We start from the raw sequence: 15605 nt of genomic DNA, 5'->3' as shown, positions 1-15605 counted from the left end.
CGCCGCGTGACGCGCGGCGGTGGGATCAGGGCAGCTCGGGCAGGTCGTCGGCGTAGAGCAGGGTCAGGTCGTCCGTACTCGGCTCCGGCAGCTGGGCGACCCGGCTCGCGTGCCGCTCCACCATCGCCTCGAACGTCTGCCGCGCGGTGCGGCCGTTGCCGAACGCGGGACCCTTGGGGATCTCCGTGAAGTACTTCAGCAGCCCCTCCGAGGCACCCGCCGCCAGCCGGTACTCGTGCTCCTCGGCCTGCTGTTCCACGATGCGCAGCAGTTCTTCGGCCCCGTAGTCACCGAAGGTGATGGTCCGGGAGAAACGGGACGCCACCCCCGGGTTGACGGACAGGAACCGCTCCATCTCCGCCGTGTACCCCGCGACGATCACCACGACCGCGTCCCGGTGATCCTCCATCAGCTTCACCAGCGTGTCGATGGCCTCCTTGCCGAAGTCCCGCCCGGAGTCCTCGGGGGAGAGCGCGTACGCCTCGTCGATGAACAGCACACCGCCGCGCGCCTTCTCGAACGCCTCCTGGGTGCGGATCGCCGTGGAACCGATGTGCTCGCCGACCAGATCGACCCGGGAGACCTCGACCAGATGGCCCTTCTCCAACACGCCGAGGGAGGCGAGGATCTCGCCGTACAGGCGGGCGACCGTGGTCTTGCCGGTGCCGGGGGAGCCCGTGAACACCAGATGGCGCTTGACGGAGGCCGCCTTCAGCCCGGCCTGCTGTCGGCGCCGGCCCACCTCGATCATGTCGGTGAGGGCCCGCACCTCCCGTTTGACGCTCTCCAGGCCCACCAGTGCGTCGAGTTCACCGAGCACGGTCTTCGACGGCCGCAGCTCCTTCTCCGGTTCGGCGACGGGGGCGGGCGGTGCCTGCTCGGCACGGGGCCCGGGCACGGCGCCCAGCAGACCGGGGGAGTGGGCCACGGTCTGCACGGCCGGTTCCGGTGCCGTCGGCGACGCGGGATGGCCGCTCTCGTCACTGGTGCAGTCCTCCACCACGGGACCGCCCGCCCCGGCCGCTCCGCCGCTCTCGGCGAACTCGTAACCACCGCGCGCGCAGCGCTCCGTGCGGCACTTCCGCAGCGTGGTCCGGCTGCCGTCTATCACGTGGAAGCCGTACCCGCCGCTGCCCGTGACCCGGCAGCCCAGGAAGCTGCCGCGGCCACCGGCCGAGACGTAGACACCGGCCTCGGCCGGGGAATCGATGGTGCAGCGCTCGACGGTCGGATCGGCTCCCTTGGTGACGATCACACCGGTCTGCATGCCGTCCAGGGTGCAGTTGCTGAGGGTGCCCCCGCTGCCGTGGTCCCGGAACCAGGCCCCCGTGGCCGCCTCCCGGATCCGGCAGTCGTCGAGCTGCGCGGTGGCGCCGTCGCTCACCGACACCGCGGTGTTGCGTACCTGCGACAGGTCGCTGTCGACCACGTCCGCGCGTGAACCGCGGTCGAGGACGAACAGGGCGTCCGGCACGTCGTGCACCCGGCAGGAGTCCAGTACGACGGTCGCGCCGTCACTCACCCACACCGCCGGATAGTCGCCGGTGCTGTCGGAGATCTCGCACTGGTTGGCGTCCGCGCGGGTGCCCGGGTCCCACAACGACAGGCCGTTGCGGCCGAACTGCCGAACGACGGTGCGGGTCATGGTGAGGACGGAGCGGGAACGCAGATCGACCGCGTTCTCCGGGATGTCGTGGATACGGCAGTCGGCCAGTGTCAGTACCGCGTCGGTGTCGAGGGTGACACCGTCGCCGGTGGTGCGGTGCACCTCGCAGTCGGTGAGGTGCGCGGTCGCCCGGCCGGTCACCTGGACACCGCTGCCCCGCACCTCGTAGACCTCGCAACCCACCGCCTCCAGCGCCGAGTCCTCCCCGGTGGCGGTGAGTCCCGAGCCGGCCGTGTGGTGCACGCGGCAGCGCTCGAGCCGGGGGTGCGCGCCTCCGCGCACCGCGACGCCCGCCTGCCCGGCGGCGACGACCTCGCACTCCTCGAACACCCCGCCCCCGCCGTCGAGTACGGCGATGCCGACCCCCGCCGGGTTGTCGACCGTGCAGTGGCGGACCGTCGGCCGGGCGCTGCCGCGCACCTCTATGCCGACAGCCGACCGGGTGACCACCCGTACGTCCCGCAGCTCCGGGGTGCCCTCCTCTATCAGCAGGGCCGGCGCCGCGGAGTCCTGCCCCTCCACATGCAGGTCCTGGACCATCGCGGACGCGCGTACGGTCAGCGGGACCCCGTCCACCGGGGCGATGCGCACCGAGCCGGGCGAACCCTCGGGTCCGCGCAGGGTCACCGCCCGCTCCACGACGAGGTTCTCCCGGTAGGTCCCGGGAGCGACGGTGAGGATGTCGCCCTCGGCCGCGGCCTCCAGGGCGGCGGCGAGCGACGCGTATTCACCTGTGCGGCGCCGCCATCGCGATGTGCCGGTGTGCGTCACCTGGACCGTGCCCTGTGCCATGGCGTAGCTGTGCCCCCACCTTGTCGTACGCGGGTTTGCCGTCGAATGCTCCGGCCGGACCACCGTAGCGTGCGCACGGCTGTCGCATTGACCAGAGGCACCAGGCCGTCAGCTTCCGGTGCCGGTCCTGCCCCAGTCGGGGCCCACCCGCTCCCAGGCCCGGTCCAGGCGGACGTACCGGTGGTGGACCATGCGCCGGACGACCAGCCGTCTGACGCCCTCGATCAGAACAGCCGTCAGCAGGGTCACGCCGAAGCCGGCGAGCACGGCGTGCGTCGTCGCCGTCACCGTGTCCATCGGCCGTGCTGTGATGCGGCCCCCGGCGTCGGTCCACAGGGGAAAGCGGTCGTCCGGCCGCGGGTCCTTCAGACGCGTCGACACCGGGCCGCTGTGCTCGGTGCCGTCGGAGGCGGTCCAGCGGGCGAGGACCCGGGTGCGCGGCTCCCCGCCGACGGAGCCCTCCGGGTCGACGCTCAGCGGGGAGGGGGCCAACTCGCGCATCACCGTGGCCCGCACCTGGTGCCGGTTCTCGTGCTGTTCGCGCACGGAACGCTGCAGGACGTCCTCGGTGGCGCCCCCGGCGAGGACCCCGGCGACCGGGGCGGCGAGGACGACGAGCACCAGCGCCACGAGCCCCACCCAGCCCTCGGCCAGATCGGTCGGGCGGCACAGCGGGTTGTGCCGCCAGCGCCACAGTCCGCTGATCGCCCGCACCGGCCGCACCGCCTTCCCGCTTCCGTGATTCCCGCTTCCGTGATAGCTCCCGGCGGAACGGCTCGTCCGGGGTTCCGTGGAAGAGAGAGGCACATCACCTCCCGTTCTTCGGGCGGGTACCCGCTCCGGCGCACGGCTCCCGTCCGGATCGGAAGCGGGACGACGAGGTGGAGCCCGGCCTGCCGTCCTGACCGCCGCCTGCCTCCTGACGACCGTCTGCTCGTGCCGCACCCCCACACGCCTGCCCCGCCCAGGACCGAGCGTCCCTGAACGTCTGTGCCGCCCCGGCGTGTCCTGCCGCCGGTCGGGGACACTGGAAGACGACGAACGTTCCTCGGGCGCTGACGAGGCGGGCCTGAACGGAGGGATCGCGTGGACCAGCCGGTCACACTTGGACGGAACGGGGAGAGGACCGGGGGCGGTGCACCCGCAGGCGACGGGAATGTGCCGCCCGGAGCCGGGCCGGACGCCCGGCGGCGCATTCCCCGTACCGACGCCGTCCTGCGTGATCCGCGTCTGCTGGAGGCGGCGAACCGACTGGGGCCCGGGCTGGTGAAGTCGGCGGTCCGGCAGGCGCAGGAGAGGGCTCGCGAAGGCGCCCTCGCGCCGGATCAGGTGGCCGACGCGGCCTGTGCCCTGCTGCCGCACACGGTGGGCGGACTGCGGCCGGTGATCAATGCCACCGGCGTGGTGCTGCACACCAACCTCGGACGGGCACCGCTGTCGGCGGCGGCCCGGCAGGCGGTGCAGGAGGCCGCCGGCCCCACGGACGTCGAGGTGGACCTGCACACCGGCGTACGGGCCCGCCGGGGCCGCACCGCCCTGGCGGTCCTTCGGGACAAGGTGCCCTCGGCCGCCGCGGCGCACCTCGTCAACAACGGTGCCGCCGCACTGGTCCTGGTGGCCACCGCGCTCGCGGCCGGACGGGAGATCGTCATCAGCCGGGGGGAGATGGTGGAGATCGGCGACGGCTTCCGCCTGCCGGATCTGCTGGTCTCCACCGGAGCACGGCTGCGCGAGGTGGGAACGACCAACCGCACGACCGCCGCGGACTACGCGGCGGCCATCGGCCCGGAGACGGCGTTCGTGCTGAAGGTGCATCCCTCCAACTTCCGGATCACCGGGTTCACCCATGCCGCCGACGTCGGCGAACTCGCCGCACTGGGAGTCCCGGTCGTCGTCGACATCGGTTCCGGTCTGCTGACTCACCACCCGTTGCTGCCCGGGGAACCCGATGCCGAGACCCAGCTGCGGTCGGGTGCGGCGCTCGTCACCGCGAGCGGCGACAAACTGCTGGGCGGACCCCAGTGCGGACTGCTCCTGGGGCGGGAGGACGTGATCCGCACCGTGTCCCGGCATCCGCTCGCCCGCGCCCTGCGCGTGGACAAGCTGACCCTGGCCGCGCTGGAGGCGACGCTGACCGGTCCCGAAACCCCCACGGGCGCGGCGCTGGCCGCCGACCCGCCGTGGCTGACGCGCCGCGCCGAGCGGCTCGCCACGGCACTGGCCGCCGACGCCATCGACGTCCGGGCCGTCGGGAGCACCGCGACGGTGGGCGGTGGCGGCGCCCCCGGCGTGACACTGCCCAGTGCCGCGCTGTCCCTGCCCGAACGCTATGCCGCCGCCCTGCGCACCGGGCCGGTCCCCGTCGTCGGTCGCCTGGAGGCGGGACGGTGCCTGCTCGACCTGCGGGCGGTGCCCGCGGAGGACGACGAGAAGTTGGCCGAGGCCGTGCGAGCGGTCGCGGGGAGGTAGGAGGGATGCGGGTACTGGCCACCGCCGGGCACGTCGACCACGGCAAGTCCGCCCTGGTGCGCGCGCTGACCGGGATGGAACCCGACCGTTTCGAGGAGGAGCGGCGCCGGGGGCTGACGCTGGACCTCGGGTTCGTGTGGACCCGACTGGACCCGTGCGGCGCCGACGGCTCCGAGGGGGAGCACATCGCCTTCGTGGACGTGCCGGGCCACGAGCGTTTCGTCGCCACCATGCTGGCCGGCGTCGGCCCCGTGCCCGCCGTGCTGTTCGTGGTGGCCGCCGACCAGGGCTGGCAGGAGCAGTCGCAGGAGCACCTCGAGATCCTGCACGCCCTCGGAGTGCGGCACGCCGTGCTCGCGGTGACCCGAAGCGACCTCGCCGACCCCGGACCCGTGCGAGCGGACGTGGTCCGGCGCATGGCCGCCACCACCCTGGGCACCGTGCCGTCCGTCGCGGTCAGCGCCGTGACCGGCGACGGGCTGGGCGAACTGCGCGCCGAGTTGAGCCGGTTGGCCCGGTCGCTGCCCGTCCCACCGGCCGACGCGGACGTGCGGCTGTGGCTGGACCGCGCCTTCACCGTGCGCGGCCGCGGCACGGTCGTCACCGGCACCCTGGGCGCGGGCACCCTGCGCGTCGGCGACCGGCTGGTGACGGGGGACGGCACGGACGGGCTGCGGGTGCGCGGGCTGCAGTGCCTGCACGAGGACAGGGCCGCCGTGCCCGGCGTGGCCCGTGTGGCGGTCAACGTGCACGGAGCCCCCGACGGCGTACTCGGCCGCGGCCGGGTGCTGCTGACCCCGGACCGCTGGTTGTCGACCGGGCTGATCGACGTCCGTGTCACCGGAACGCCGGCCGAGGAACTGCCCCGGACGGTGACCCTGCACATCGGCACCGCTGCGGTGCCCGTGACCGTCCGCCCGCTCGGTGCGGACACCGTCAGACTCACCCTGGCCCGGCACCTTCCCCTGCGCGTCGGAGACCGGGCCGTCCTGCGGGAACCGGGCGGACGGCGCGTGCCGTCCGGAGCGACCGTGCTGGACGTCCGTCCGCCGCGACTGGTCCGGCGTGGAGCAGCCCGCGCCAGGGCGGCCGAACTGGCGGGCATGACCGGTCGCCCGGACGGCGCGGCGGAACTGCGGCGCCGCCGGCTCGTCCGCCGCGCGGAGCTGGAAGCCATGGGAGTGCCCGCCCCCGCGCCGCCCGTCGCCGGGGACTGGCTGGCCGATCCGGCCCACTGGACGGCACTGCGCGACCGCCTGGCCGTCGAGGTGGCACGGCACGCGGCACGGCACCCGCTGGACCCCGGCCTGCCCACCGAGGCCGCCCGGCACCTGCTCGGCCTGCCCGACCGGGCCCTCGTCGACGCGCTCGTCGCGTCCTCGGACCGGCACCGACTCCGCAGCGAACAGGGCCGGTTGCACGGCCCCGGAAGCACGAAGCCCACTCTGCCGACTCCCGTCCGGAAAGCCGTCGACGCCGTGCGGCGGGAGCTTGAGCGGGCCCCCTTCCGTGCCCCGGAGGCCGACCGGCTGGCCGCCCTCGGACTCGATCGCAGGACGGTGGCGGCCGCAGCCGCGGCGGGTGCGCTGCTGCGGGTCGGTGATGGCATCGTGCTGCTGCCGGGGGCGGACGCCCGGGCCGCCGCCGTCCTGCGCGGGCTCCCACAGCCGTTCACCCTGAGCGAGGCCCGCAAGGCCCTGGACACCACGCGCCGGGTGGCCGTACCGCTGCTGGAGTTCCTGGACGGCCGGGGCCTCACCGAACGCGTGGACGGTCAACGCCGGCGTTGCCGGGCCGATGCGGGGAGCGGAGGCGGACGGGAATCGAACCCGCCTGCCCGAGATCCTCGGACACCTCGGTTTTGAAGACCGGGAGGGCCACCAGGCACCCACACGCCTCCACCGCCCGCCCAGGCTACCGGAGGACACCGGTGCCACCGCCCCCGGAACACGACAGCGACCACGGAGACAGGTATGACCACGACACGTGAAACCCCGGTACGTCTCACGCAGTTCGCCCACGGCGGCGGCTGCGCCTGCAAGATCCCGCCCGGCGAGCTGGAGGACGTCCTCGGCGACCTCGCCCGGCCGGTGCCGCCCTCCGGCGACACGCCGCTCCTGGTCGGGCTGGCCACCGGTGACGACGCGGCCGTGGTCGGCCTGCCCGCGCAGGACGGGGCCGCGGGCCGGGCCGTGGTCTCCACCGCGGACTTCTTCACCCCCGTCGTGGACGACGCCTACGACTGGGGCCGCATCGCCGCCGCCAACGCCCTGTCCGACGTGTACGCGATGGGCGGGCGCCCCGTCCTCGCCGTCAACCTCCTGGCCTGGCCGCGGGACGTCCTGCCCTTCGAGCTGGCGCGCGAGGTGCTGCGCGGCGGGCTGGACGTCGCGGCCGAGGCGGGCTGCCACGTGGGGGGCGGACACAGCGTGGACGACCCGGAGCCCAAGTACGGCATGGCCGTCACCGGCCTGGCGGACCCGGCCCGGCTGCTGCGCAACGACACCGGCCGACCGGGTGTGCCGCTGTCACTCACCAAGCCCCTCGGGGTGGGGGTGCTGAACAACCGCCACAAGGCCACCGGCGAGCGGTTCGAGCAGGCGGTGGCCACGATGGTGACGCTCAACCGGGACGCCTCGGCCGCCGCCCTGGCCGCCGGGGCGAGGTGCGCCACCGACGTCACCGGCTTCGGCCTCCTCGGCCACCTGCACAAGCTCGCCCGCGCCTCGGAGGTGACCGCCGTGATCGACACCGCCGCCGTGCCCTACCTCGAAGGGGCCCGCGAGGCGGTGCGGGAGGGCTACGTCAGCGGCGGCACCCGGCGGAACCTGGAGTGGGTGGCGCCGTTCACCGACTTCGGGACGGCGGACGCCGACACCCGCCTGCTCCTGGCCGACGCCCAGACCTCGGGCGGGCTGCTGGTGGCCGGGGAGGTGCCGGGCGCCCCCGTCATCGGGGAGCTCGTCCCGAAGGGTGCGCACTCCGTCGTACTGAGGTGAGCCCCTCGACACGCGATGCTCAGGGCTCGGTGCCGGTGTGCTCGTCGATGCCGGCCCGTGCCCGGTAGGCCCGCACCAGCTCCACGGCGGCCGGGCCCCTGGGACGGCGCCCCGCGCGGATGTCGACGGCGAACGCCTTGGCCTCCTGGATGTGGGTGTTGGGGTCGAGGGACAGGTGGAGCAGTTCGTTGGCCGCGTCGCCCGTGGTGTAGCCGTTCGGGCCCCAGTGGTAGGGCAGTCCCACCTGGTGCAGACGGCGGCCCTGCACGGTGAGGGGTGCCATGCGGTCGGTGACGAGCACCCGCGCCTCGATCACGCCGCGGGCGCTGACGATGGTCGCCCAGCCGGTGTGCTCCAGGCCGCGCTCGGCGGCGAGTTCCGGTGACACCTCGCAGAAGAACTCCGGCTGCAGCTCGGCCAGATAGGGCTGCCAGCGGGACATGCCGCCCGCCGTGTGGTGCTCGGTGAGCCGGTAGGTGGTGGCCACGTACGGGAACACCTCGGAGCCGGGCTCCCGGCCGCTGGGCTGGTAGCGGTTGTCGGGGTGCGGCGGCGGCAGATGCCGCACCGGGTTGCGCTGCTGCCGGTACAGCAGGTTCGGGAACGGCGAGTCCTGCGGCTCGTAGTGCGTCGGCAGCGGGCCGTCGGTGAGGCCGGACGGCACGTACAGCCACGCCTTGCCGTCGGCCTGCATGATGAACGCGTCGGTGCCCGACAGCGCCTCGGGCCCGGTCGCGTCCGGCGGCGGCTCGTGGTCGGGGGACTTGTCGGCCTTGAAGTCCGGGATGTCGTGACCGGACCACGATCCCTTGTCCGCGTCCCACCACACCAGCGCCTTGCGTTCGCTCCACGGCCTGCCCTCCGGGTCGGCCGAGGCGCGGTTGTACAGGACGCGGCGGTTGGCCGGCCAGGCCCATCCCCACTCGCCCGCGACCCAGTTCTGCTCCTTGCCCGGTTTGCGGCGCGCGGCCTGGTTGACGCCGTCGGCGTACACCCCGCAGTAGATCCAGCAGCCGCACGCGGTGGAGCCGTCGTCGTCGAGCTGCTCGTACGAGGCCAGGGGGTTGCCCTCGGCGTCGTAGCCGTTGATCTCGGCGAGCACGGCCTCCGCCTCGGGCTCGGCGTGTTCGCCCTTGGTGGGGTAGTCCCAGGTCAGGTCGAGCAGCGGCCGGTCCATCGGGTCGGTGGACGCGGCGAGCTTCTCGCGGATGATCCGTCCGAGGTGGAAGGTGAACCACAGGTCGCTGCGGGCCTGGCCGGGGGGCTCGACGGCCTGGTGGTGCCACTGCAGCAGGCGCTGGGTGTTGGTGAAGCTGCCGTCCTTCTCGGTGTGCGCGGCGGCCGGCAGGAAGAACACCTCGGTGCCGATGTCCTCGGTGCGCAGCTCACCCGTCTCGATCTCCGGGCCGTCCTTCCACCAGGTGGCCGACTCGATGAGGGAGAAGTCCCGCACGACGAGCCAGTCCAGGTTGGCCATGCCCAGGCGTTGCATCTTGGCGTTGGCGGAGCCGACCGCGGGGTTCTCGCCCATGAGGAAGTAGCCCCTGCAGGTGCCCTCCAGCTGGGCCATGATCGTTTCGTAGGTGGAGTGGGAGCCGGTCAGCCGCGGCAGGTAGTCGAAGCAGAAGTCGTTGTCCTCGGTGGCGGCTTCGCCCCAGTACGCCTTGAGCAGGCTCACCAGGTAGGCGCGCATGTTGCCCCAGTAGCCCTTGCGCGCCGCGTCGGCCCGGACGAAGGTGTCCAGATCCTGCTGCGCGTGCGCGTGCGGCATGGGGATGTAGCCGGGCAGCAGGTTGAACAGCGTGGGGATGTCCGTCGACCCCTGGATGGAGGCGTGTCCGCGCAGGGCGAGGATGCCGCCGCCGGGCCGGCCGATGTTGCCGAGCAGGGACTGCAGCACGGCCGCCGCGCGGATGTACTGGACGCCGACGGTGTGCTGGGTCCAGCCGACCGCGTAGGCGAAGGCGGTGGTGCGCTCCCGCCCGGAGTTCTCGGTGACCAGGTCGCACACCTGGTGGAAGTTCTCCTGCGGCACGCCGCAGATCTCCTCCACCATCTCCGGGGTGTAGCGCGCGTAGTGCCGCTTGAGCACCTGGAAGACGCAGCGGGGGTGGGTCAGCGTCTCGTCCCGCTCGGGCTCGCCCCCGGGGATCGCGGCGCCGCCGGAGCCGTGGGCCTCGCCGCGTGCCGCCTCCGCCACCGTGCTGTCCTCGTGGGTGCGCTTCTCGTACCACTGGTCGCGCTGGCCCGACGCTGCCTGGACCTCCCTCCCCGCATACTGCCAGCTGCTGTTGTCGTAGCTGCGGCTGTCGGGGTCGAGGCCGGAGAAGACGCCGTCGAGGTCCTCGGTGTCGCGGAAGTCCTCCCGCAGGATGTCGGGCCCGTTGGTGTAGGCCACCACGTAGTCGCGGAAGTACTTGTCGTGCTGCAGCACGTGGTTGATGATGCCGCCGAGGAAGACGATGTCCGAGCCGGCCCGCAGCGGCACGTGCACGTCGGCCAGCGCGCTGGTGCGGGTGAACCGCGGGTCGACATGGATCACCTTCGCCCCGCGGGCCTTGGCCTCCATCACCCACTGGAATCCGACCGGATGGCACTCGGCCATGTTCGAGCCCTGGATGACGATGCAGTCGGAGTGCTGCAGGTCCTGCTGGAAGGTGGTCGCGCCGCCGCGGCCGAACGAGGTTCCCAGACTGGGAACGGTGGAGGAGTGTCAAATACGCGCCTGGTTCTCGATCTGCACCGCCCCCAGGGCGGTGAACAGCTTCTTGATCAGGTAGTTCTCCTCGTTGTCCAGCGTAGCCCCGCCCAGGCTGGCGATGCCGAGGGTGCGCCGGGTGCGCGTCTCGTCGACCTCCCACTGCCAGCCCGCCCGGCGGGCCTCGATCACCCGGTCGGCGATCATGTCCATCGCCGTGTCGAGGTCCAGGCGCTCCCACCGCGTTCCGTGCGGGCGGCGGTACAGCACCTGGTGCTCGCGCGCGCCGCCGGTGGTCAGCTGCAGGCTGGCGGCGCCCTTCGGGCACAGCCGGCCGCGGGAGATGGGAGAGTCGGGGTCGCCCTCGATCTGGGTGACGTGCTCGTCCTCGACGTAGACGTTCTGACCGCAGCCGACGGCGCAGTACGGGCAGATCGACTTCACGACCCGGTCCGCGGAGGCGACCCGGGGCGTGAGCCGCGCGCTGGGTCCGCTCTTGGCGGCGGCGCCGCGGCCCAGGGGGTCGGTGCCCTTCAGCTGGCGGTAGACCGGCCAGGAGTCGATCCAGGTGCGTACGCCCATCACGCCTGCCTTTCCGTGGTGCTCGGTGCCGTTGCGGGTGCCCGGTTCTCCTCCGTTCAGTCGGATCGACGCGTGGACGGGACAAAGCGTCTTCCGCCGAACGACCTGGCGGCCTGGTGCTCTCTCCTCCTTGCGGCACATTCTCCTGCAGTCGCGCGGACACGGCATCCTCGGACACCGTGTGCGTGCGGTTGTGCCACGAGGTGTCCGACGGGCCCGTGCAGCCGCAGGACGGGGTCCAGCCCGTCAGGTGTTCCGCGCCTGCGCGGTCCGGTGCATCCGGGCAGCACGGCCGACCCGGCTTCTCAGCCACTCGCGCACGGCCTGTGTGCCGGTCGGATCGTCCTCCGGCGGGTTCGCCTGCTGCTGAGTGGATGCCTGGGGCGTGCCGGGACGGTGCTGCCCCCGGTGGTGAGGACGCCGTCGCCGTCGGACGGGCGCGTCCCGCCGCGCGCCCGTCAAGGACTCTCCGGTGCTTCTTCCTCCGCCTGTCCGCGCCGGTCGTTGTGCCATGCGACGGCGCGCCGGATCTCCGGCTCGTGCAGACCGGTGCGGCAGGCGAGCTGCAGGAGGGTGAGAGTCGGCGGGCCGGTGGTCAGGGCCTGGTGGATCTTCGCGGCCCAGAGCTCTTCCTCCACGAACGGGCGTCGCCGGTACTCCTCCCGGAGATCCCGGAGGTGGTCCTCACCGCATGCGGTGATGCGGCGGAGGCCGTCGAGCCAGTCACAGGTCGCGTGCACGGAGGAGGAGTCCGGCGCGTGCCCGTGCACGGCTTCCTCAGCCGGAAAGACCGCGGCGCACAGGTCGCACAGTTCGAGGGGCGAGGCTTCGGCGTGCCTTGTGCGCTTCCTGCGCTTCCTCATCGGGCCTCCTGAGGGCGGTGACGCGAGTGTTCCCGTGCTCCGGGCGGAAGCCTGCGGAGAGAAGGACGCCAGTGCGAGAGGGGCGGGCGGACCGGGATGCCGCGGCCGGGTGCCGACCACCTCGGAGGTCCGGGCATCCACCTCGTGGAAGCACGTCCGGACCGGCTCGACGACGGCGATGGTGATGGACCAGACCGTTCGTCCGCCGCGGTCCTCCTTCGGTCCGACCTCGCGCACCTTGCCGAAGTCCGGCCGCTTCACCTGCTCGACGGCTTCTTCGGGCAGCAGGTGTGCCGAGGCGACCAGCTCGGCCGTTCGGGCCTTGTCCGTCGCTGACTGCTCCGTCGGAACGGACTCGCCCCGCAGCCGTCCGCCCGTGGCCGCGACGCGGACCGGACACACCGATCCGGTGTCCTCGGCCGCACGGGCCGGCCACCTCGGTCCGTGGTCCGGCGCATGCGTCACCGGCGGTGAGCGGCGCCCCGACGAGGAGCAAGGCGCACGCACTCGACATGTGCCGTCGGTGCAGGACGGCTCTCCCCTCGGACCAGCGAGCCATGGGTGCTTGCCTTTCCTGTACGGGCCCACCGGGCCGGGTGGGTCGGCGGTGCACAGTCGCCCGGCCGGCGGATTTCGCGGGGCGAGTGTGGACCGACGGCTTCGGGGCACCCCGCCCTGCGGTGTGTCTGCGCGCGAAACATCCAGCACGACCGTAATGTCCGCCTGGTTCTACCTCAACGTGAGACGGGACTGATGGGGTGAATGTCGGGGGTCTCCCTGTGCCGGCAGGACGGTCACACGTGGACCGCCGCCCTCGACCGAACACCGCTGACAAGGCGGGAAGGCGGCGCGGTGAAACAACGTCACATCTTCGGCGAAGTCTTCGCGCTGGAGTCGATCGTCGCGGGCGTGGTGTTCGTGACCGTGCTGGCGGTGCTCGGTTACGCCCTGATCAGGCGACGTGCCGCGCGGCAGGTGACCCCCTCCCGGCGAGCGGAACGTCCGCGCCTGGAGGCTTACTACGTCGGCGTCCTGAGCGTCTTCGCGGTGTTCCTGGTGGTGTGGACGGCGTGGCAGAACCATCGCGAGCACCAGGTCGCAGCCCGCCCGCCCGTGCGTGTCGACGTCTCCGGCTTCCAGTGGTGCTGGACCTTCGCGTACCCCCAGGCCGCCGAGCGACGTAGTGTCTCCGGCACCTGCCGGGGCGACGACCTGCCGACCCTGGTGGTGCCGACCGGCCGCCCCGTGCAGCTGCGGCTGACCTCACGCGACGTCATCCACTCGCTGTGGGTCCCGGAACTGCGGTACAAGATGGACGCCTTCCCCGACCACGTGAACACCTTCACCCTCACGCTGGACCGGGCAGGCCGCTGGATGGGCAAGTGCGCGGAGTTCTGCGGGCAGCGGCATTACACGATGCACTTCTGGATCAAAGCCGTGTCGCCCGAGGAGTACGACCGGTGGTTGCAGGGCGGCAGCGGGCAGGGCGTGCCGGCGTGACGTCCGCGCCCCCCGCCAGCGAGGAGAAGAGCGCCGGACGGCCCGTTCCGCCGAGCAGCTGGCTGGGATGGGTGACCAGTACCGACCACAAGCGCATCGGTCTGCTGACCATCGCCACCTCCCTGGTGCTGTTCGTGCTCGTGGGCATCATCGCGCTGATCATGCGCTCCCAGCTCGCCCGACCCGAACAGCAGCTGGTGGACGCGCACACCTACAACCAGCTGTTCACCATCCACGGCTCCGGCATGATCTACATGGTGATCACCCCGTTCGCGATCGGGATGGGCGTGTACCTGGTACCGCTGCAGATCGGTGCTCCCGCCATCGCCATGCCACGCCTCACGCTGCTGGGCTACTGGCTCTACGTCTTCGGAGCGGTGGTCATGCTGGCGGGCTTCGCCACCCCGCAGGGCGCGCACGCCGACGGCTGGTTCTCCTATCCACCCATGGCGGACAGCGTCCACTCGCCCGGCATGGGATCGGACCTGTGGATCGCCGGGGTCTTCCTCACGACCTCCGGGACCATCATCATGGGCTGGGCGGTGCTCTGGACGGTGCTGCGCAAACGCACGCACGGCATGACCATGCTGCGCCTGCCGGTGTTCTCCTGGTCGATGGTCGTCACCTGCCTGATGGTGATCGGCGCCTTCCCCGCGCTGCTGGCCGCCCTCACCCTCCTCGCGGTCGGGCGTGCCGACCCGTCCGTCTTCGACTCCAACGTGTGGAACATCGGCTACCAGCACCTGTTCTGGTTCTACGGCCATCCCGTGGTGTACGTGATGTTCTTCCCGTTCCTGGCCGCGGTGGCGGAGGTACTGGCCGTCTTCTCCGGACGCCGCTTCTTCGGTTACACGGGCACCGTCCTGTCGCTGCTGGTGTTCGCCGCGCTGTCGATGAGCGTGTGGGGCCACCACATGTTCGCCACCGGTCAGGCGACCAACGACTACTACTCGCTGACCTCCATCCTGCTGCTCGTGCCCGCGGGCGTGGAGTACTTCGGCCTGCTGGGAACCATCATCGGCGGACGGCTGCGGCTGCGGACGCCGATGCTGTTCGCCCTGGCCTTCATCCCGCAGTTCCTCGTCGGCGGGCTCACCGGCATCATGGTCGGCACCCCGGTGATCGACTACCACGTCCACGACAGTTACTTCGTGGTGGCCCACCTGCACTACGTGCTGTTCGCCGGCAGCGTTTTCGGCCTGTTCGCCGCGATCTACTTCTGGTTCCCGAAGGTGACCGGCGTGATGATGAGCGAGCGGGGCGGCCGACTGCACTTCTGGTTGCTGGTGATCGGCACCAACCTGACCTTCCTGCCCATGTTCGGCCTCGGCTACGAGGGCATGCCGCGCCGCGTGGCGACCTACGCGGACTTCGACGGATTCGGCCTGCTGAACCTGCTGTCCAGCATCGGGGCCGCCTTCCTCGCCGCGGGCATGACCGCGTTCGTCGTGAACGTCCTGTGGACCCTGCGCCAACGCGCACACGGCCGTGCCGAACCGGCGCCGGACGACCCGTGGGAGGGGCACTCGCTGGAGTGGGCCACCTCCTCCCCGCCGCCCCGGTACAACTTCACTCCCGAGCACCCGGTGCCGCCCGTGACGAGTTTCGCCCCGCTGCTGGACCTGCGGCAGCGTGAGGGCCGGAGGGAACCCACGTCGGCGGAGGGGGGCGGGGCGTGAAGCGGCACCTCTCCGTCCTCGTGGTCGCCGGCTGGGCCGGGCTCAACGGGGTGCTGCTGGCCGTGCTCGGGATCTACGGCGAGAGCTCCCTGGTCTTCTGGCTCTGGGGCAGCGTCGGACTGCTGCTGGGGCTGGCCGCCGTGCTCGTGTTCCTCTCCTCGCGGTCCGGCCCCGACCAGCAGGTGCGCTACCGGGTGCCGGACCGCGGTGCCGGTGCGGCGCTGCCCGCCGCGTTCGGCTTCCTGCTCGTCGCGCTGGCGTTCGTCTACGGCTTGTGGCTGCTGGCCCTGGCCGTCCCGCTGCTGGGCGTGGCGGTCGCGATGGCCGTGCGCGGCACGGCGCCCAGGGAGGAGTGAG

The 15605-nt window shown here is 72.3% G+C and carries 9 protein-coding genes, 1 tRNA gene and 1 pseudogene; 6 read left to right on the top strand and 5 right to left on the bottom strand.

Going from position 1 to position 15605, the window contains the following annotated elements; all coding sequences use genetic code 11:
* Positions 1-25: 25 nt before the first annotated feature.
* Positions 26-2458, bottom strand: coding sequence for a right-handed parallel beta-helix repeat-containing protein (locus tag AB0I73_RS01910; protein ID WP_363032749.1), 2433 nt, complete (start codon positions 2456-2458; stop codon positions 26-28).
* 108 nt (positions 2459-2566) lie between these two features.
* Positions 2567-3172 carry a hypothetical protein gene (locus tag AB0I73_RS01905; protein WP_363032747.1) on the bottom strand — a complete coding sequence of 202 codons (606 nt, stop codon included), beginning with the start codon at positions 3170-3172 and terminating at the stop codon, positions 2567-2569.
* Positions 3173-3616: 444 nt separating this feature from the next.
* On the opposite strand from AB0I73_RS01905, the gene selA reads away from it, so the two are divergent.
* Both selA and AB0I73_RS01895 read left to right on the top strand, forming a co-directional pair.
* A complete protein-coding gene (gene selA, locus AB0I73_RS01900) occupies positions 3617-4927 on the top strand; it encodes an L-seryl-tRNA(Sec) selenium transferase (protein WP_363032745.1) in 1311 nt (436 codons plus the stop codon).
* A gap of 5 nt (positions 4928-4932) precedes the next feature.
* Positions 4933-6651: pseudogene (locus AB0I73_RS01895) on the top strand (GTP-binding protein); the annotation flags it as partial.
* An 83-nt stretch (positions 6652-6734) separates the two neighbouring features.
* On the opposite strand, the gene AB0I73_RS01890 reads toward AB0I73_RS01895, so the two are convergent.
* Positions 6735-6827 (bottom strand) — tRNA-Sec (locus AB0I73_RS01890).
* A 73-nt stretch (positions 6828-6900) separates the two neighbouring features.
* On the opposite strand from AB0I73_RS01890, the gene selD reads away from it, so the two are divergent.
* Positions 6901-7926 carry a selenide, water dikinase SelD gene (gene selD / locus AB0I73_RS01885; protein WP_363032743.1) on the top strand — a complete coding sequence of 342 codons (1026 nt, stop codon included), beginning with the start codon at positions 6901-6903 and terminating at the stop codon, positions 7924-7926.
* A 19-nt stretch (positions 7927-7945) separates the two neighbouring features.
* Here selD and fdh read toward each other — a convergent pair whose 3' ends face one another.
* Both fdh and AB0I73_RS01875 read right to left on the bottom strand, forming a co-directional pair.
* Complete coding sequence (gene fdh / locus AB0I73_RS01880) at positions 7946-11206, bottom strand: formate dehydrogenase (RefSeq protein ID WP_363032741.1); 3261 nt, start codon at positions 11204-11206, stop codon at positions 7946-7948.
* Between the two features lie 458 nt (positions 11207-11664).
* Positions 11665-12471 carry a hypothetical protein gene (locus AB0I73_RS01875; protein ID WP_363032739.1) on the bottom strand — a complete coding sequence of 269 codons (807 nt, stop codon included), beginning with the start codon at positions 12469-12471 and terminating at the stop codon, positions 11665-11667.
* A gap of 450 nt (positions 12472-12921) precedes the next feature.
* Between AB0I73_RS01875 and coxB the strand changes: the two genes are divergently transcribed.
* Genes coxB through AB0I73_RS01860 form a run of 3 tightly spaced genes read left to right on the top strand, consistent with a single transcriptional unit; the run spans position 12922 to position 15604 of the window.
* A complete protein-coding gene (gene coxB / locus AB0I73_RS01870; protein WP_363032737.1) occupies positions 12922-13569 on the top strand; it encodes a cytochrome c oxidase subunit II in 648 nt (215 codons plus the stop codon).
* The gene (locus AB0I73_RS01865) at positions 13566-15248 is read left to right on the top strand and encodes a cbb3-type cytochrome c oxidase subunit I (RefSeq protein WP_363032735.1); all 1683 of its coding nucleotides are present in this window, start codon (positions 13566-13568) and stop codon (positions 15246-15248) included. Before coxB ends, AB0I73_RS01865 begins: the two co-directional genes overlap by 4 nt.
* Positions 15245-15604 carry a hypothetical protein gene (locus tag AB0I73_RS01860; protein ID WP_363032733.1) on the top strand — a complete coding sequence of 120 codons (360 nt, stop codon included), beginning with the start codon at positions 15245-15247 and terminating at the stop codon, positions 15602-15604. Before AB0I73_RS01865 ends, AB0I73_RS01860 begins: the two co-directional genes overlap by 4 nt.
* Position 15605: the final 1 nt, after the last annotated feature.

The sequence above is a fragment of the Streptomyces sp. NPDC050388 genome (assembly GCF_040655635.1).
Taxonomy (GTDB): domain Bacteria; phylum Actinomycetota; class Actinomycetes; order Streptomycetales; family Streptomycetaceae; genus Streptomyces.
This window is presented reverse-complemented; position numbering and strand designations above follow the sequence as displayed.

Bases quoted from the DNA above. Each gene is read 5' to 3' on its own strand.
- selD (WP_363032743.1), top strand. From the start codon at position 6,901: ATGACCACGACACGTGAAACCCCGGTACGTCTCACGCAGTTCGCCCAC.
- AB0I73_RS01910 (WP_363032749.1), bottom strand. From the start codon at position 2,458: ATGGCACAGGGCACGGTCCAGGTGACGCACACCGGCACATCGCGATGG.